14 protein-coding genes and 1 pseudogene are annotated in these 18308 nt (G+C 67.8%); 1 reads left to right on the forward strand and 14 read right to left on the reverse strand.

Annotated elements, in window-relative coordinates; all coding sequences use genetic code 11:
* Positions 1-19: 19 nt before the first annotated feature.
* The 7 genes and pseudogenes from AC1P0E_RS03555 to AC1P0E_RS03585 form a co-directional block, all read right to left on the reverse strand.
* A pseudogene (locus AC1P0E_RS03555) lies at positions 20-118 on the reverse strand (IS5/IS1182 family transposase); the annotation flags it as partial.
* A 205-nt stretch (positions 119-323) separates the two neighbouring features.
* On the reverse strand, positions 324-1748 hold the full coding sequence (locus AC1P0E_RS03560) for an alkaline phosphatase PhoX (RefSeq protein ID WP_482740688.1): 1425 nt from the start codon (positions 1746-1748) through the stop codon (positions 324-326).
* A gap of 416 nt (positions 1749-2164) precedes the next feature.
* Positions 2165-3661, reverse strand: coding sequence for a carboxylesterase/lipase family protein (locus tag AC1P0E_RS03565; RefSeq protein ID WP_482740689.1), 1497 nt, complete (start codon positions 3659-3661; stop codon positions 2165-2167).
* A gap of 87 nt (positions 3662-3748) precedes the next feature.
* Positions 3749-5308, reverse strand: a complete 1560-nt coding sequence (locus AC1P0E_RS03570; RefSeq protein WP_482740690.1) for an ABC transporter substrate-binding protein — start codon at positions 5306-5308, stop codon at positions 3749-3751.
* The gene (locus AC1P0E_RS03575; protein WP_482740691.1) at positions 5290-6372 is read right to left on the reverse strand and encodes an ABC transporter ATP-binding protein; all 1083 of its coding nucleotides are present in this window, start codon (positions 6370-6372) and stop codon (positions 5290-5292) included. Before AC1P0E_RS03575 ends, AC1P0E_RS03570 begins: the two co-directional genes overlap by 19 nt.
* Positions 6369-8300, reverse strand: coding sequence for a dipeptide/oligopeptide/nickel ABC transporter permease/ATP-binding protein (locus AC1P0E_RS03580; protein ID WP_482740692.1), 1932 nt, complete (start codon positions 8298-8300; stop codon positions 6369-6371). Before AC1P0E_RS03580 ends, AC1P0E_RS03575 begins: the two co-directional genes overlap by 4 nt.
* The gene (locus AC1P0E_RS03585; protein WP_482740693.1) at positions 8297-9244 is read right to left on the reverse strand and encodes an ABC transporter permease; all 948 of its coding nucleotides are present in this window, start codon (positions 9242-9244) and stop codon (positions 8297-8299) included. The genes AC1P0E_RS03580 and AC1P0E_RS03585 overlap by 4 nt, the downstream gene beginning before the upstream one ends.
* A 355-nt stretch (positions 9245-9599) precedes the next feature.
* Here AC1P0E_RS03585 and AC1P0E_RS03590 point away from each other — a divergent pair, with 355 nt between their 5' ends.
* The gene (locus tag AC1P0E_RS03590) at positions 9600-10322 is read left to right on the forward strand and encodes an alpha/beta fold hydrolase (RefSeq protein WP_482740694.1); all 723 of its coding nucleotides are present in this window, start codon (positions 9600-9602) and stop codon (positions 10320-10322) included.
* Here AC1P0E_RS03590 and AC1P0E_RS03595 read toward each other — a convergent pair.
* The 7 genes from AC1P0E_RS03595 to AC1P0E_RS03625 all read right to left on the reverse strand — a co-directional run bounded on the left by AC1P0E_RS03595 (position 10288) and on the right by AC1P0E_RS03625 (position 18278).
* Positions 10288-11130, reverse strand: coding sequence for a PaaX family transcriptional regulator (locus AC1P0E_RS03595; protein ID WP_482740695.1), 843 nt, complete (start codon positions 11128-11130; stop codon positions 10288-10290). The two genes, AC1P0E_RS03590 and AC1P0E_RS03595, sit on opposite strands and share 35 nt — an antisense overlap.
* A gap of 125 nt (positions 11131-11255) precedes the next feature.
* On the reverse strand, positions 11256-11978 hold the full coding sequence (locus AC1P0E_RS03600) for a maleate cis-trans isomerase family protein (protein ID WP_482745637.1): 723 nt from the start codon (positions 11976-11978) through the stop codon (positions 11256-11258).
* An 81-nt stretch (positions 11979-12059) separates the two neighbouring features.
* A complete protein-coding gene (locus AC1P0E_RS03605) occupies positions 12060-12968 on the reverse strand; it encodes a fumarylacetoacetate hydrolase family protein (protein WP_482740696.1) in 909 nt (302 codons plus the stop codon).
* Between the two features lie 167 nt (positions 12969-13135).
* A complete protein-coding gene (locus AC1P0E_RS03610; RefSeq protein ID WP_482740697.1) occupies positions 13136-14248 on the reverse strand; it encodes a cupin domain-containing protein in 1113 nt (370 codons plus the stop codon).
* Positions 14245-15282: a carbon-nitrogen hydrolase family protein gene (locus AC1P0E_RS03615; protein ID WP_482740698.1), complete on the reverse strand. Its 1038-nt coding sequence runs from the start codon at positions 15280-15282 to the stop codon at positions 14245-14247. The genes AC1P0E_RS03610 and AC1P0E_RS03615 overlap by 4 nt, the downstream gene beginning before the upstream one ends.
* A 13-nt stretch (positions 15283-15295) precedes the next feature.
* Positions 15296-17689 carry a bifunctional salicylyl-CoA 5-hydroxylase/oxidoreductase gene (locus tag AC1P0E_RS03620; protein ID WP_482740699.1) on the reverse strand — a complete coding sequence of 798 codons (2394 nt, stop codon included), beginning with the start codon at positions 17687-17689 and terminating at the stop codon, positions 15296-15298.
* 91 nt (positions 17690-17780) lie between these two features.
* Positions 17781-18278 (reverse strand): acyl-CoA thioesterase, encoded by a 498-nt coding sequence (locus AC1P0E_RS03625; protein ID WP_482740700.1) that lies wholly within the window; start codon positions 18276-18278, stop codon positions 17781-17783.
* Positions 18279-18308: the final 30 nt, after the last annotated feature.

Here is an 18308-nt window from a genome sequence, read left to right on the forward strand (position 1 = left end):
ACCGGCAATGTTTCTCGGATCATGTTCGGAGCCAGATCGCCAGAGCCGCGACGGTGACAGTGCCGAGGTATACGTAGGCCCGCTTCTCGTAGCGGATGGCAACGGCTCGGAAGCCTTTGAAGCTGTCCGGAAACAAGGCGTTGCTTCTCATGATCGTTGATCTTCCGTGGTCATATCCTCGTCGATCCGCAGTCAACTGGAGTCGCCGCTCGAGTTGGGGGCCGTCGCCGTAGTGTCCCGGTGTCAGATGGTCTCGAAGATCATGGGTGTCCCTGGATCTTAGGGGCCGCGTGCCCCGGCGGCCGGGGCACGCGGCCGGGGGGCTACAGTGCTGGGCCACGCAGTGCGATGGTGCAGCCGGCTTTGGATTGGATGTTCACGTACAGCGTGTGGCCGTCGGGGTCGAACGTCGTCCCGGCGAACTCCGCGTCGGGGTCGCCGGCGACCGGTGCGAGTCGGGCGATGTCGAACAGGGAGCCGTGCGGGGTGAGGCCGCGCAGGTAGTTCTCGCTCTCGCCGTCCTCGCAGAGGATCAACGTGCCGCGGGGGCTGACGGCGATGTTGTCGGGCATGTCCAGCACCCTCGAATGCGGTGACTGGTAGACCAGGCGCAGGCGTTCACGGCGAATGTCGTACGCCCAGACCTGGCCGCGGCCGGCGCCGAACGCGGTGAGGCCGCCCGGGCCGGGCGGGAACTCGTCTCCGGGCGCGGCATCGCCGCCCTGGGTGGAGACGAAGTAGACGGTCCCGTCCTCGTAGGCCGCGCCTTCCAGCCGGGAGAACACCGCGCCGCCCTTGGCGTGGCCTTCACGGCTGACGGCGGGCGCGGCGTCGAACCACGTGGTGCCGGGTGCGAAGGTGGGGTCGGGGTCGTCGATGTCCACCCACGAGGTCCTGTAGGTCGCGCCCTCGGGCTGGCCCAGTTGGAGCTGGGCGCGCGGGCTGCCGGCAACGGCGAGCATCTGGAGGCGGCCCCGGTCGAGGATGCCTCCGGCGCGAGTCGGGTGGATCGGCGGCAGGTAGCGGTAGAACCCGGACGGGAACAGAGGGTTGTCCTCGGTCAGGTACAGCGCGCCGGAGACCGGGTCGAAGGCGACCGACTCGTGCTGGAAGCGGCCGGCGGCGCGGATCGGCCGGGCGGTGCCACGGCCGCGGGCGGGGACCTCGAAAAGGTAGCCGTGCTTCTGGTGGAGCTTGCTGTTGTCCGCGCCGGGTATCGGGCTCTTGACGTCGGGGCCGTCGACGGACTCCTCACAGGTGACCCAGGTGCCCCACGGCATCGGTCCGCCCGAACAGTTCATGATGGTGCCGTTCAGGCTCACCCGCTGGTCCACGAGGCGGCCGTGCCGGTCGACGGTCAGCGTGGTCGTGCCCCCTCCGCCGACCGGGTCGTAGGCCTGCCCCAAGTCGCCGAACGCGCCAGGTGTCCCTGAGACTTCGTGGTTTCGGACCAGGACGGTGGTGTCGCCCCGGCCGCGGAAGGCCGCCATGCCGTCGGGCCGTGCGGGGGCGGGGTGGCCATCGTCCATCCGGTCGCCGACTGCGGAGAAGGACCGGTAGCGGAAACCGGCGGGCAGGTGCAGGCGTACCTGGCCGTCGCGGTCGTCGGCCACCGGCTCGAGCGGACCGAACCCGGACCCGCGGGCCGGGCCGGACGCGGAGGCCACCAGGCCTTGGAAAGGGCCGGCGGCCAGCGCGGCGCCTCCTGCGACGACGGCGGTGCGGGCCAGAAACTCTCTTCGTTGCATGGAATCTCTCCTGACTGGTGGAGCGGACAAGGCAGAGGTAGATCGCGGTCGCGGACGGGGGCCGGGACTGCGGAGCAGCGTGGGGAGGGGATGGCGGGATCAAAGGCGCGGCTGGGTGTCGGCGGGCCGGTTTGGGAGCGCGGGCGCTGGCCTCCTCGTACCACCTGTACGCGGTCGGCTTCGCTCTCGATCACCGCGAAGAGCGGGCTGTGCGTGTGGGCCATGAGCGGGGCGATCTCCATGAGAGCGCGTCCGGGCCTACGTACGGATACGGGAACAGGCGGCGCGGCAGCCACTTGGCGACGGTGAGTGCCTGAACCCTTCGAGCCGTTCGGCGATCTCACCGTCCGCACGGCGCAGAGGCGGGGGGTCCCTACCCGCAGCGGTCAGGCTGCTGTGTTGTGACCCGGGTGGAGTCACGTTAGGCCGACATGGGTTTGTAGCTCTCGTGTGGCACGAAGGGGGTCATCAACTACGCCAGAGTCGGCGTCGAACATCATGGTTGGGTAGGTATGGGCATCGAGGGGTGCCCACCCGTTGCCAGGGGCACCGGTACGGGCGAAGGTTGCCCATGCGGTGCTGATCGTGCGGGCGAGTCCTGCTGGTGGTTGGTGTCCCGTAAACCTATCGACTCCCGGCTGGTCGAGGTTGTCAAAGACGAAGGGGAGCTCCAGGGAATGGCAAGCGCCCAGATCGCCATCCCCTGCTGTGGATCGCCAGGTGAACAGGTAGAGCCATACGTCGCCGCTCGCCGATAGGTGAGCCTCGGCGAGCCGTGCGGTAGGGGCCCTGAACATCTGCTCACCTGTCATCGCAGTAAGCAGCCCCAGTGGGCTGGGGTCGTTCCCCGTTGCACGAAAGGCTTCGAGCGCCTTGGCTGGGTTGTCGTAGACAGCACCGAAGAGAGTGGCCAACGATGCTTCGTCGACCTCCGGTGCGTCGGGGCCAATGAGGCAGAGGCGTCCCTCCTCCAAGTTGGTGCCCACGATGAGTGGGATGTCGCCAGCAGCGCCGTTCCCTATGGCCTCGATGGGTGGTTGCGGCAGGACGGTGCCGTCGACGACCGGAGCGAAGGGGAGCCCCATGCCTTCGCCCCGGACTTGCATTGCCTCGCTGACTGAGCGTTGTGCTTCCAGCAGTCGTTCAGCCGGGACGTTGAGCAGCGTGTCGGCCGCGTCTTCGGCGATGGAAAGGGCAGCTAGGATTTCGCGGCTCACCGCGGTGGCATGCTCCGGTGTGTAGACGTGCTCAGCGCTTCCGCTCTGTGCGATGGCCTTATGGAAGAGTCCGGTCGCGGCCGGCATCGCCATGAGTGACAAGATGCTCATCGCTCCGGCGGATTGGCCGAAGAGGGTGACGTTGCCAGGGTTTCCGCCGAAGGCGGAGATACTCTCGCGGACCCACTCGAGCGCGGCGACCTGATCGAGCAGTCCGAGATTTCCGGACTGCTCATACCCCTCCCCCAACAGCTCCGCGAGGTAGAGGAATCCCAGCGCACCCAGTCGGTAGTTGAGCGTTACGACGACAACGTCGTGCTGGTGCGCAAGGCGGCTCCCGTCGAAGACAGGGTCGCGCCCCGAGCCGGTAAAGAACGCCCCTCCGTGCAACCAGACCATGACGGGGCGTGCCTTGCCGTGCGGACTTGGTGTCCAGATGTTGAGGGTGAGGCAGGACGCTTCGTCGGTGGGGAACGGCGGCTGGCCGAACATGGCCTCGAGCAGGACATCATGCGGCTGAGGAGCAGCGGGTCCGTAGGTCGTTGCTGAACGTACGGCGTCCCACGGAACAGGTGGGTTCGGCGGCCGGAAGCGGAGCTGCCCAACGGGTGGTGCGGCGAACGGTATTCCCTTGAAGGCGACTCCCCGTTCACTCCTGACGCCTTCCACCGGCCCGTTCACTGTGTGGATGATCATTTGGAGCCTCCTGATGCAAGGCAAGGGGCAGAGGGGGTGGGCCGGATTAGGTCCGGCCCAACTTTGAAGGCTGAACTGCCTCGTTTGTTACTTGGGTGCCACCGCCCAGGCGAGGTCGGGAAGGTAGCTCGGGGCGGTGTCGAAGCCAGTCAGCTTCTTGCTGTTGAAGGCGAAGAGGCCGTCCATGCGCATCACGGAGACGAACCACGCCTTGTCGACGACGTACCGCATGACGTCCTGGTAGAGGGCGGGCTGCTTGTCCGCTTCAGCGGCCGCCGCGGCGGCGAGCATGGAGCTCAGCTTGGGATCCGACGAAGCGAACGGGTTGAAGGCGGTGGCGTGCGGCAGCATCCAGTCGAGGGCAAGTGCGTAGCTGGTCGCTCCGCCGTAGCCGAAGCCGAGGACGGGGTACTTCTTGGAGGTGGCGTTGGTGAGCCACTGGCCCACACTGGTGTCGGTGGTGACGTCGGCGGTGACGCCGATCTTCTTCCACTGTTGAACGACGGCTTGCGTGACGAGGTCGATGCCGAAGAAGCCTTGGGTTTCCACCTTCAGGGAGAAGCCGTCCGGGTAGCCGGCCTCGGTGAGGAGCTTCTTGGCCTTGGCCGGGTCGTAGGGGTAGCGGTTGTCGTAGTCGGCAGCGAAGCCGTCCAGGCCGGGGAGGGAAATCTGGCTGGTGGAGTGGCCGTACTTCTGGACCACTGCCTTGGTGATGGCGTCGCGGTCCACGGCGTAGTTGAGAGCCTGCCGGACGCGGACGTCCTTCAGTGGTTTGGCCAGCGTGCCGCCACGGTCGGCGAGGTTGACCCCGAGAAACACATTCGGGGATCCGATCACCTTGAGCCCGCCGGTCTTGGCGGTGTCGGCCTGGTTGGCTGTGATGGCCATCGCGTCGGCCTGCCCCGTCCTGACTGCCTGGAGGCCGGAGTTGGGGTTGGAAATGACCTTGATGACCACCTTCTTCCAGTGGATCTTCTTCTTGTCCCAGTAGTGGGGGTTGGGCTTGTAGGTGTAGTGATTTCCGGAAGCCGTGGCCGCGGTGTCCAGGACGTACGGGCCCGCACCGAAGGACTGTGTTCCCATTCGCTTCGGGTCGGCCAGGCCCTTGGGGCTGATCACGGAGCCGACCATCAGCAGTTGGGTGAGGAGCTGGGGAAGTATGGGGTTCGCGCTGGAGCAGTGGATGCGGACAGTCAGCGGGCCGGTCGCTGTGACCGAATCGATGGCTGACGTCCAGGAGACGTTGAGGCCGTTCTTCCGGCTGTAGTTCAGTGAAGCTGCCACCGCTTCGGCATCCAGCGGGCTGCCGTCCGCGAACTTGAGCCCCTTGCGCAGGGTGAACTCGAACTCCTTGTTGCCGGTGCCGACGTACCCCCACTTCGTGGCGAGCCCGGGGCCGGTCTTTCCGTTCTTCTCCTGTCTCAGGACCGTGTCGTACGAGAGGTTGACGAACCAGTTGTCGGATCCGACGTTGGCCTTCGCCGGGTCGAGACTCGCGGGTGCGCCCTGGGATACGACGGTGAGCGTTCCGCCCTGCCCGCCGGCCGACTGCGACGAATTGCCGGACTCGGATCCGGTGCACGCGCCGGCGGTGACGGTGAGTACCGCCAGCGTCGCCAGCCCACGGACTATTCGGTTGCTGAACATGGTGCTTCCTTAACTGTGGAGCCCACGGTCGTGGGCAGGCTGGCCTGCGGCTGGTGTGGTCCTGTGGCGGTCGTCGGGTCCAGGTCTGTGGCTCGGTGGCAGGCGACAAGGCGCGGAGGCGCGGCGTCCGCCCCCGGGCGCGTGAGGGGCAGCAACGGCGGCCGCTCGCTGTGACATTTGTCGATGGCGTGCGGGCAGCGGTGGGTGAACACACACCCGTCCGCCCCTGGCGGGCGTGCGGGCGGGGTCGAGCCGCGTGCTGCCCGGCGGGCGCGCTGAGCGCGGGGGTCAGGTTCGGGGACAGCTGCGAGCAGTGCGTGGGTGTAGGGGTGGACCGGATCCGCGTACACGGATTTCGCGGGCCCGGATTCCATGACCTGGCCGCGGTAAAGGACGACGATGCGGTGCGAGAGGTGCCGTACGACGGGGAGGTCGTGGGCGATGAAGAGGTAGCTGAGGGCGAGTTCGCTCTGCAACTCGGCGAGCAGGTTCATGACTTGCGCCTGGATGGACAGGTCCAGAGCGCTGACCGGCTCGTCGCAGATGACCAGACTCGGCTTGAGCATGAGGGCGCGGGCGATCGCGATGCGCTGGCGCTGGCCGCCGGAGAACTGGCCGGGGTATCGGTCAGCGGTGTCGGCCGGCATGCCGACACGTTCCAGCATGTCCCCGATGCGGGTGGTGGTCCGCCGGTGGTCGAGCCGCTCGTGGACGAGCAGCGGTTCGGCCAGGGTCTGGCCGATGGTGCGGGCGGGGTTGAGGGAGGAGTACGGGTCCTGGAACACCACTTGGAGCCGTGCGCTGAGGTCTCGCCGTACGCGGGGCCGGGCGCGGGTGATGTCGGTGCCTTCGAAGTGGATCTGGCCGGAGTGGATGGGGTTGAGCCCGAGGACCGCGCGGCCGATGGTGGATTTTCCCGAACCGGATTCACCCACGAGGCCGAGGGTCTCTCCCGCGGCGATGCTCAGGGAGACGCCGTCCACGGCACGCAGGGGCGGAACGCGGCGCCCTTGTCGGAACTCGACGTTCAGGTCTCGGATGTCGAGGATGGCTGGCGTGTTCATGCGGTGGCGCCTTCCACGAGGAGCTCATGGGAATGGATGCACCGGGTGAGCCGGCCCTGCGCCGGCTCGGTGAGTGCGACCGGTTCGCTCGTGCAGGCGTCGGTCGCCAGCGTGCAGCGGGCCGCGAAGCGGCAGCCGGCCGGCCAGTCGCGGGGGGCGGGCACGGTTCCGGGGATGGTGGGCAGAGACCGTCCGTCGCCGGCGAGATGGGGGTTGGCGGCCAGTAGACCTGCGGTGTAGGGATGGTAGGGGCGGGTGAACATGGCCTCGACTTCTGCCTGTTCGACGATCTGGCCGGCGTACATGACCACGGAGCGGTGGCAGAGGTCGGCGACCACTCCCCAGTCGTGGGTGACGATCAGCACCGCCATGCCGGTCTCGTCCTGGAGCGTACGGAGCAGTGCGAGGATCTCGGCCTGGACGGTCACATCCAGCGCGGTCGTCGGTTCGTCGGCGATCAGCAGCTTGGGCCGGCCGGCAAGGGCGAGGGCGATCGCTGCGCGCTGTGCCATTCCACCGGACAGCTGGTGCGGGTATCGCTTCACGACCGCGTCCGGGTCGGGGATGTTGACCATTTCCAGGAGTTCCCTCACGCGGGCGCGCGCGGTGCGGCCGGTGCAGCGTTGGTGCCGTCCGACAGCCTCGGCCAGTTGCCGGCCGACGGTGTACGTCGGGTCGAGGGCCACCATCGGTTCTTGGGAGACGTACGCGATGCCGGAACCGCGCACCTGTGTGAGAGCGGCGGGAGAAACCGCCAGGTCGACGCCGTCGAAGACCACGTGTCCGCCGGTGATCCTGCCGCCGCCCGGTACGAGACCAAGGATGCCGAGTGACGTCACCGACTTGCCGCAGCCCGACTCGCCGACCACTCCGAGCGTTTCGCCTGCGCGGACGTCGAAGCTGACGCCTTGTACGACCGGTGTTCCGGCGATCTCGATCGAGAGGTCGCGCACGGACAGGAGCGCTTCCCGATCAGGGTTCGCCGCGTCGTTCGTCGTAGACGTAGCGGTCGCCACCCGTGCGGGGGGTGTGGCGGGGTGGCCGGACATCCTGGAGACCGACCAGCGCTCGGTCGCGGCGTCGCGTATCGCGTCGCCCAGTTTGCCGAGGGCCATGACGGTGATGACCAACGGAACACCGGCGGGCACGAGCATCCAGGGAGCACGGTCGATGGCTTGTGAGGCGTCCGCGACCAATCCGCCCCAGGACGGGTTGGGGGGTTGGGCTCCCAGGCCCAGGAAACCGAGTCCTGCCTGGATGATGACGACGATCGCGGCGAACAGCGCGGCCTGGACGATGACCATGCTGGTCATCCGCGGAAGGATGTGGCGCCGCAGGATCTGGGTGCGCGTCAGGCCGGCCACCTTGGCCGCGGCGACGTACAACTCCTCCCGCACGCTGAGAGTCTGCGATCGCAGTACGCGGATCATGCCCGGGCTGCCGAGGACGCCGAAGGTGATCATGGCGGCGTGCAGGTTGCCGGGAAATACCGACAGGACGACGAGGACGATGATGATGCCTGGCAGCGCGAACAGCACGTCTGCGGCACGTGTGGTCAGCCAGTCCACCCAGCCGCCCAGAAATCCTGAGGCCAAGCCCAGGGTGACACCGATGAGCAGGTAGACGGCGAGTGCCTCACCCACGGCCAGCAGGGTGGAACGGCCGCCGACCAGGAGCCGGCTCAGCAGGTCGCGCCCCAGATTGTCGGTACCCAGTAGGTGCTCCGCCGATGGGCCGGCCAGCACAGCGCCCAGGTCCTGGTCTAGCGGTCCGTGCGGGGCGATCAGAGACGCACCGATGGTGGCGGCGGTCAGCAGCACCAGCCATCCGACCGAGACCGCTCCGGCAGGTCGTCGCAGTACGCGTCGGACAAGGCCGGGACCAGCGACTGCCGTGCTCGCCGAGGCCACCTTCTTCTGATGTTTCATGAGGTACGCACCCGAGGGTCGAGTTGGCGGTAGGCGAGGTCGACGAGCAGGTTGACGAACACCACCAGCACGGTGATGTACAGCACGGCGCCCTGGATGACAGGGATGTCGTGCTGGATGGTGGCCTGTTGGGTCAGGAGTCCGAGGCCTGGCATCGCGAACACCGTCTCCACGAACACGGCGGTGGCCAGCAGACTGATCAGCACGACGCCCAGCACGGTCACCACCGGCAGGGCGGCGTTGCGCAGCACGTGCCGGTAGAGAATCGAGCGCCGCGAGAAGCCGTTGGCCTGCATCACCCGGATGAAGTCCCGGCCGAGTGTGTCGAGTATCGAGTCACGGGTCTGCTTGGCGATGATCGCCACGGCACCGAGGGACAGCGACACGACGGGCAGCACCAGCGAACGCCCCCACTGTGCCGGGTCCTCGGAGAAGGGCACGTACCCCGTTACCGGGAACCAGCGCAGCTTCACCGCCCAGACGGCGATCAGTACGAGTGCGAACCAGAATGCCGGCACCGCCAGGCCGGCGAGGGAGAGTCCGTCCACGACCTTGACGAGGAAGCCGCCGCGCCGGGCGGTGAGCAACCCCAGCGACACGCCCAGGATGCCGGACAGCACGGTGCCCGCGACGATCAGGGAAAGGGACACCGGCAGGCGGCTGTTGAGCACCGACGTCACCGGTTCCCCGCTGAAGAGGGAGGAGCCGAGGTCGCCGTGGAAGACGCGGACCAGCCAGTCCCAGTACTGGACGGGCAGGGGCTCGTCGAGGCCCAACTGGGCTCGTACGGCGTTGTACTGGTCAACCGTGGCGTGCTGGCCGACAATCGTGCGGGCCGGGTCACCCGGTACGAGGGACACCAGCACGAAGGTCAGGGCGGAGACGAGAAACAGCAGCGGAGTCGACGACAGCAGCCGTCGTACCACCAGCCGGAGAATTGCCATGCTCACCTCATCGGGAGTCTTGCAACGGACGCACACGCGGGGCGTTCGAGACCAGGGGGCGGGGGCAAGTGCGAGGCGCGCCCGCGATGGGTTCCGTGACCACGGAAGACGACACTTGAGAACTGACCGGCGAGGTACCGAGGCGGTGGGCGGATCGCGCCCGAGCCTTCGACTGGCCGTCGCTCGCCCGGGGTTCGGTCGGGGACTCGGAGAGTATCGTGCGGGACTAACGGTCGCCAGATTCATTCGATAAACATCGTGTAACCGACCCCCTCACCTCACACCCCTTGCCTCGACTCCTCCATCCAAGGACACTGATTACACGTGTTACCGCAGGGCGTCTAGGGGGTACTCCATGAAACTCAATGTTCACGAGCGAGGCGAGGGCGACAAGGTCGCTCTGCTCATCCACGGCGGTATGGCGGATCACCGCACGTGGCACCCCGTGGAGGACCGGCTGGTGGACCGCGGCTACCGCGTGATCGCCCCAGATCTGCGCGGCCACGGCCAGAGCGGCAGAGCCGCGTACCGCACGGATCTGCTGGCGGACGACTTGGTGGAGAACCTGCCGGCCGGAGCGGACATCGCGATCGGGCACTCTCTGGGCGGACTGTCCCTGGCCCTTGCGGCGGAGAGGCTGCGGCCGAAGCGCGCCGTCTACAGCGACCCCGGGTTCCGCCTCGGCGGCCTCCCCGCGGAAGCCCTCGACTTCATGCGCACCATGGTCGGCCAGGCCACGCCCGAGACGGTGCGGGCAGCGAATCCACGCTGGTCGGAGGCGGACGTGGCGGCAGAGGTGGCCGGGTTCGCCCTCTTCGACCCGAAGTTTCTGGAGAGCGTCGCCGAGTTCGACACGGCCTATCTGCCCGCGAATACCGCAGTCCCCTCACTGGTGCAGCTCGCCGATCCGAGCCTGACGATCGACTCCTCAACCGCCGAACTGCTGCGTGAACGCGGGTTCGAGGTAACGGTCGTGGCGGGCACCGGACACTGCATCCACCGCGACGACCTGGAGGGCTTCATGGCCTCCTTGAACGGCTGGCTCACGGCCGGGGAGTCCGCACCTCGGCGCCGGTGATTTTCCGTACGTGTTCCATGCTCGGTTCGGCGAGCACATCGTGCAGCTGTTGGAACACCTTGCGCGCCGCGACCGCGTTCCAGTCGGTGGGGAGCAACTCGGAGGGCAGCCCGGGGTCGAGGTAGGGCAGTCGGCGCCACTGGGTGAGCATCGGTACGTAGAGACGGAACGCTTCGGCGGTGTCGACGGCACTGCGGCGCCGCGCCAGCCGTGTGGCGACGGGAGCGTACTCGTCGGTGAACGCCGCGTACTGCGTCTGGATCGCGGGGAAGTCCCACCAGGTACTCACATTGGTACGCAGATCGCTGAACGCGGCGTAGTCAGCGGCGAAGAGATGCACGTAGTCGCTGAGGCCCAGACGTACGAGTGTGCCGCGCGCGTCGTCCAGAAGCCGGCCCGGCGCCAGCCAGACGCCCGGGGCGATGTTCCCGAAACCCATCCAGGTCAGGCGGGTGCGCAGCTGGTAGCGGTAGGCGCGCTCGGTTTCCGGCACGGAGAAGACGGCCATCGCCCAGCCGTCGTTCAAATCCGCGGGTTCGAGGCTGGCGAAGATACGCCGGTCGCCCTCGTCGAAGATGTCAAGGACGGCCGGGCTCAGCCGGTAGCCGGTGGCTCCCTGTCGTTCGGGCTCCAGGATCCCCTTCTTCTTGAGCCGTGAGATCGCCGAACGAACCGCGGGGCTCTCCACGCCCAGCTCGGACATCAGGGTGATCAGATCGGCGATGGAGATCCACCCGCCGAGGCGGCGCAGGAATGCTCCGTAGACCGTGTTGATCAACGAGCTGGGCCGTGTGGGGGTGTCCGACATGATCGCCTTCCGTCGTGTGCGGTCGCGATCCTACCCAGCGGAGCGGGCGATGCCCCGCCTGGGTGCACGTCACGTCGACGGCAGTCGTGAACACAACGGGTACGCATCCGGCACAGGCCTGCCCGCTACCGCCCGAGCGGCGCCTGCGCGTAGGCGCCTGACAGCAGATGCCCCGCGCGCGGTGCCACCGCCGGGAGGCCGAGGGCCCGCAGCATCTGGTGCGCGGTGCAGACGGCCGCGGACACCACGGGCTTGCCCAGAAGCTGCTCAGCTTCGTCGATGGCGCCCAATGAGGGCATCTGTACGCAGGCCGAGAGCACGACAGCGTCGGCGTCGGTGTGGTCCAGGGCGCGAGCGAGGCCAGGAAGCTTGCGCGGGTCGTGCGCGGCGACGTCGAGGTTGTTGGGGATCTCCAGGGCCGTGTAGTCGAGGACTTCGATGCCCTCGTGGGTGAGGTAGTCCACGACGGTCTTCGTGAGCGGGCGCATGTAGGGGGCGATCAGGGCGACCTTCTTCGCCCCGAGGGTGTGCAGACCGTGGACGAGGGCTCCCGCACTGGTGACGACAGGGGCGGGCGCACCGTTGTCCACGGTCCTCGCGTGCAGGCGCTCCTCGGAAGTCCGGTGGTATCCGAGTCCCATGCTCATGATCGCCACCAGGCAGGCGTAGCCCAGGACATCGACGTGGGCGTCGGAGAGTTCCACGGCGCACCGGTCGGAGTCGGCGTCCATGGCCTTGAGCTGTTCCGGTGTCACATGGGTCATGCGCATGCGACTGGAGTGGAAGGTGAAGCGTTCCGGCGCGACGGTCTCGCGGGCGCTCAGGATGGCCGGGACTTCGGTCTCCATGGTGACGTTGGAGCTCGGCACGATTTGGCCGATGCGAAAGGTTGGGTGCGACACAGATGGTCCTTCGTACGGGGGCTGGGATCAGCGGGCGTCTGTCACGGGGTTGGACAACGTGCCGATGCCTTCAACGGTGGCTTCGACCGTGTCGCCCGGGGTGAGGAACTCCGGCGGGACCATGCCGGCGCCGACGCCGGAGGGAGAGCCTGTGGCGATCACATCGCCGGGCTCCAGAGTCACGCCCGAGGAGATGTCGGCGATGAGGCGGGCGATGGGGAACAGCATGTGGCGGGTGTTCGACTTCTGCTTGGTCACACCGTTGACACGCAGGGAGAGGTCCAGGTCCATCGGGTCGGGCACGTCGTCCGCCGTGACGACGGCCGGGCCGAAGGGTGCGTACGAGTCCTGGCCCTTGGAGAAGAACCACTGGCCGGAGCGGCGCTGGTCGCGGGCGCTGATGTCATTGATGATGCTGTAGCCGAAGACGTACTCGAACGCGTCCTCCTCGCTCACCCGGAAGGCGGTGCGTCCGATCACGACGGCGAGTTCGCACTCCCAGTCCAGCTGAGTGGTCAGGTCGGCGTTGTGCAGGATCGGCTGCCCGGGGCCGGTGACTGCGGTCGCGGGCTTGCTGAAGAGGACAGGGCGCGGCGGGAGTTCCTTGTCCGTGTCGAGGCTACGACTGGATTCTTCGACGTGCTCGACATAGTTCAGCCCCACGCCGATGATCTTGCCCGGTCGCAACGGGGCGCACAGCGAGACGTCACCGGCCCGGTGCACGGCATCGGCCGGCCAGCCGGCGGGGTCACTGTCCAGCAGGCGCCGTGCGGCGTCCTGGGCCGGGGCGCCGGCCTGGATGAACGCCAGGAGGTCCAGCGGCATCCGGGTGCCGGCCCCTTCGGCCAGGGTGGCGAGGTCGACGATGTGGTCGCCGTCGACCTGGGCGCCGAGGAGGCGCGGTCCGTCGTTGAGGGTGTAGGTCACGAGTCTCATCGGTTCTCCTTGCGGGTGGGGCGAAGGGACGGGGCGACCGGGAACCAGGTCGTTCCGAGGCCGCCCCGCTCCGGGGGTGGTACGGGGCGGATTGACCTCCCCCGGCTTGATGCGGCGCCGTACCGGTTCCGGTGTCAGGGCCGGCGGTTCGGGTACGGCGCCGCGGTTCATGCGGTGGGCTGGTGTCCACCGTTCTCCGTGTATGCCTCTTCGCGGTGGAAGGCGAGCGAGTGCATCACGGGGAAGTCGTTGAAGGAGAAGAGGCAGGCGTCCTCGGACTGGTCGAGGTTGTGGTGTTCGTGCCAGGCCCACGACGGGACGCAGAAGATGTCACCCTGCTTCCACTCGAAGCGCTGCCCGGCGATCACCGAGACGCCGTGCCCCTTGGCAGCGGTGTAGATGACCGAGCCGGTGTGACGGTGTGCCTGGGTGGCCTGGCCAGGGCGCAGAAGCTGCATGTGGGCGCCCATGGTCGGCATGACCGAGCCGCCGGTGAGGGGGTTGGTGTACTCCGCGATCACACCGTCGTACGGAGATCCCTCGGTCGCCTTGGCCAGGCTGCACAGGGCTTCGTACGTCGGCTCCCACGGGTAGGCGAGCAGCGGCGAGTACGGGCGGGTCCACTTCTCCACTCCGTGGGGCAGCAGGTTCGCGCCGTAGGTGAGGACGGAGGAATTGATCACTTCTCCCGGTACCTGGTAGAGGTCGGGGTGGACCTCGTAGAATCCGGCGTCCAGTGCGTTGACCAGAGGGATGTCGAGGCCGTCCTGCCAGATGACCGGCGCGTCCTCGGATTCGTTCCCGTGCTCGTGCCAGGTGCCGTTGGGGGTGATGGCGAAGTCGCCGGGTCCCACGCGCAGCTTCTGTCCGTCCACTATCGTCCAGGCGCCGGTGCCCTCGTGTACGAACCGCAGGGCCGCGGCCTGATGGCGGTGGGCGGTCATGGCCTCGCCGGGGCCCATGATCTGCAGGCCGGTATAGAGGAGGCCCGCGGCGGCGCTGACGTCCTTGCGGCCGGGGTTGACGAGCATGACGACCCGCCGGCCGGCGTCGTCGGCCTTGACCAGGTCAAGGGCCTTGTGGACCAGCGGGCGCAGTTCGTCGTAGCGCCACAGGACCGGGACGGACTTGGGCTGCGGATACCACGGTTCGATGTCGTTGGCGACTGTCCACAGCGCACCCGCCTGAAGCTCCGCGAGTTCCCCGTAGTACGCCGTGAGCTCGGGGGTGTCGGACACGCGGGCCCGTCCCAGCATGGTGTCGTCCTGGTCGGTGCTCATGCTTCCTCCTTCTTGGTGCCGGTGGTTTCGGTCGAAAGCGGTGCGGTGGCGGGCGCTGCGGCATGCGCGGGATCGGCCGCGAAGGTGACGGCAGTCCGTGGGCGGTTGTCGACGTGGAGCTGGAAGACGTCGAAGCGGTTGTAGTGGCCGACGATGTCGTGCATCTGCTTGGGCTGGATGCACTTGGACAGGTCGATGTCGGCGTACACGATGCCCTCTTCGTCGATCAGTGGTTCGGTGACCGGTCGGCCGTCGGGTCCGAAGATCCCGGACAGCGCGCTGCGTGGACGGGCGAGGGTCCGGCGTACCTCCTCGTCGTCGCCCGCGATGGTGTCGATGATCTCCGTAGAGATCGTCGAACAGGCCACGACGGAGAAGACCTTGCCCTCGAAGCTGTGCGCCGCGGTACGCACGGCGATGGCGTCCGCCATGTCGTAGTCGGCAGGGGCGACCGGCAGGGCGATGTAGCAGGAGGCATGGACCAGTTCGCCCTGTGCCAGCAGTGTGAACCGGGCGAGGGTGTTGGTGTTCTCACCGCAGGCGAGCGCACCGAGCGGCCCGACAGGAGTGGAGTGCACCCGCAGGGAACTGCCGTCTCCCCCGGTCCAGGTCAGCTTCTCGGCCCAGGTGGGTACCAACTTGCGGTGCACGCCCAGCAGTTCGCCGTCCGGCCCGATCGTCAGGAGAGTGTTGTAGAGGACGCCCAGGCTGTGCGGACCGCGCTCATTGACACCGATCACCAGGACAACGCCGTACTGGCGCGCCGCCGCACGCAGTGCGTCCACGTGCGGGCCGGGTACGTCGACGGACGCGCGGTAAAGACGCTCGAACCACGGCGAGCCCTGCACCGGGTTCATGGTCCAGTTCCAGTACGGATATCCGGGGACGAAGACCTCGGGAAACACGACAAGTTCGGCGCCGCCCGCAGCGGCCTCAGCGATGAGTGCGATCGCCTTGTCGACGGTCGCGGCGGGGTCCAGATAGACGGGCGCCGCCTGGACTGCCGCAGCGGTGAAGCGGGGCAGAGTTTCCATCATGTCTCCCTGATCAGCGGGCCGTCGGAACAGTTGCGGCTTCGATGGGCGCGAGCCAACGCTGGTGCACGGGCGCTGGGGCCTGCCGCAGCAGCTGCAGCCTGGGCGGGACACGGTCCGTTCGTGCCCCTGGGGGCCGCCCGCTACCCGCCTTCCAAGAGGCCGGCCAGGGAGCCGCCGGGCCTGCGTAACCCTGGGCGGCCGCGGCGTGCAGGGTCCAGAGGGGATCGTGCAGCTGGGCTCGGCCGACGGCACACAGGTCCGCCCGGCCGGCCAGAATGATCGAGTTCACGTCGTCGTACGTCGAGATGGCACCCACCGCGATGGTCGGAACTCCGGTGGCGTTGCGGATCAGGTCGGCGTACGGCGTCTGATAGCTGCGACCGTATCGAGGCTGCTGATGGGCCACGACCTCTCCGGTGGAAACGTCCACCGCGTCGGCGCCGGCCTCGGCGAGAGCGCGGGCGATTCCGACGGCGTCGGCTTCAGTGGTACCACCCTGGGCCCAGTCGGCGGCGGAGATACGAACGACCAGTGCCTTGCCCGCGGGCCAGACAGCGCGGACCGCGCGCAGCACTTCCAGCGGGAAGCGCAGTCGTCCGGCAAGGCTGCCGCCGTACGAGTCGGTGCGCTGGTTGGTCAGTGGCGAAATGAACCCGGACATCAAGTGGCCGTGCCCGTATTGCAGTTCGAGGACATCGAAGCCGGCCTTGTGGGCGCGTTGTGCCGCGGCGACGAAGTCGCGCGTGATGACGTCCATGTCGTGCCGGGTGGCTTCACGCGGCACCGCGCTGCGCTCGTCCCAGGCCAGTGGTGAAGCGGCGAGCAGTGGCCAGGCCGCCGCGTCCAGGGGGACGGAACTGCCGTCGGGGCGCGGTGTGTGCGTGACGCCGCGGCGTCCGGCATGGGTGAGCTGGATGCCCAGACATGTTTCTGATTGGCGGTGGACGAAGTCGGTGATGCGCCGCCAGGCCGCTTCCTGTTCGTCGGTGTACAGCCCCGGGCAGCCGGTGGTGGCTCGGGCGTCCGGGCTGACAGCCGTCATGCCGGCGAAGACCAGTCCGGATCCGCCCAGCGCCTGGGTGCTCAGGTGGACGAGTTCGAAGTCTCCGGGCACACCGTCGCGCGCGGTGTACAGAGCCGTGGGGGGTACGACGACGCGGTTGCGCAGGCGCAGTCCGCCCAGGCAGAAGGGGCGGAACATGGGAGGGACGTTCGCGTCTCCGGGACGGGCGAGCCCCGACGTGTCATCAGCGACATGGCTTCGGCCGACTGCGGCGGTGAACTCCTCGTCCCGTACTCGCAGGTTGTCGTAGGTGACACGGCGGCTGCGCGTGAGGAGGTTGAAGGCGAACTGGTGCGGCTGCTGGCCGGTGTAGCGTCCGACGTTCTCGAACCATTCGAGGCTGGCCTGCGCCGCGCGCTGGGTGGATTCGACGACCGGCTTGCGTTCGCGCTCGTATGCGGCGAGCGCGGTAGGGACGTCGGGGTGCTCATGAAGGCAGGCGGCGAGAGCGAGTGAGTCCTCCATGGCGAGCTTGGTGCCGGAGCCGATGGAGAAGTGAGCGGTGTGGGCGGCGTCCCCGAGCAGTACGACGTTGCCGTGCTGCCAGGTCTTGTTGCGGACGGTGGTGAAGCGGATCCATTTGGAGTTGTTGGGGATGAGGCGGTGGCCGTCGAGGTGTTCGGCGAGTATGTCCTCGCACAGCCGGATGCTGTCCTCGTCGCTGACCCCGGCGGGGTGGTCACGGGCGGCGAACTTGTCGAAGCCGGCACGGCGCCAGGAGGCTTCGTCGATCTCGACGATGAACGTGGAGCGGGTGTCGTCGTACGGGTAGGCGTGGACCTGCAACGTGCCGAAGTCCCCTTCGGCGACGATGAAGTTGAAGGCCTCGAAGACCTTGTCCGTACCCAGCCACATGTAGCGGCAGTTCCGCTCGTCGAGGTCAGGGCCGAAGGTGTCCGCGTACGTCGCACGGGTGGCCGACCGCACGCCGTCACCGGCGACGACCAGGTCGTACTGGGAGGAGAGCTCCTCCACCGGGGGCGCCTGCGTGCGGTAGCGAACGTCCACGTCCAGTGCGGCACAGCGTTCCTGGAGGATCTGCAACAGCCGCTTGCGGCCCAGGGCCGCGAAGCCGTGACCTCCGGAGGTGAGCACCTGGTCCCTGTACCGGACGTCGATGTCGCTCCACCGGGCGAAGTCCTTCGACATGGCCTCGAAGATCTCGGGGTCGGCCTGCGCGATGCCGTCGAGCGTCTCGTCGGAGAAGACGACACCGAAGCCGAATGTGTCGTCCGGCGCGTTGCGTTCCCAGACGGTGATGTCCCATCGCGGGGAGAGCTGCTTGGCCAGGGCCGCGAAGTACAGCCCTCCCGGCCCTCCTCCGATTACTGCTACGCGCACTGCGTCCTCCTTGTGGTTCTGAACAACAACATATGCCGTTCTTTCGACGACCGTCAAGAGAGCAACATATGCATCAGGTGTGTGGCGTGGGTCATGCGAACAGCTCGGGGGCCTGCGGACCGGCCTTCGTGAGGACCTCCCGCACGTCGTCCGGCCAGGGGGTGGTTCCTGTGGCACGGGGGGCGGAGTGGGCGATCACCATGCGCCCGGCGGCGGCGACTTCCGCTCCTTCGCCCCTCACGGTGAAGGCGTAGTGCAGGGAGCTGTTGCCGACCTTGGTGACCCGGATTTCGGTAAGCACCCTCTCGCCGAACCACAGGCGGGCCCGGTAGTCGACCTCGAAGTGGACGCGGGGGGTGCTGCCGAAGAGATGCGCCAGCCCCAGGCGCCGCAGCAGGGCCGCTTCGGCAGCTTCGGCCCAGCGCACCACTGTGGAGTGGTGGTAGTGACCGGCCGCGTCGGTGTCCTGCCACTCCACGCGGCTTTCGACGACGACGCTGGGCAGCTGGTGATCCTGGACTTCAGCGCATCCGGCCGCGCAGCTGTCCGTCGGTGAAGTGCCCTGCCGCGGGCCGGGAGTAGTTGTCATGGTGATGCCTTTCAGGCAGCCGTGAGTGGT

It is taken from the genome of Streptomyces sp. TRD_SC_5, assembly GCF_056836825.1.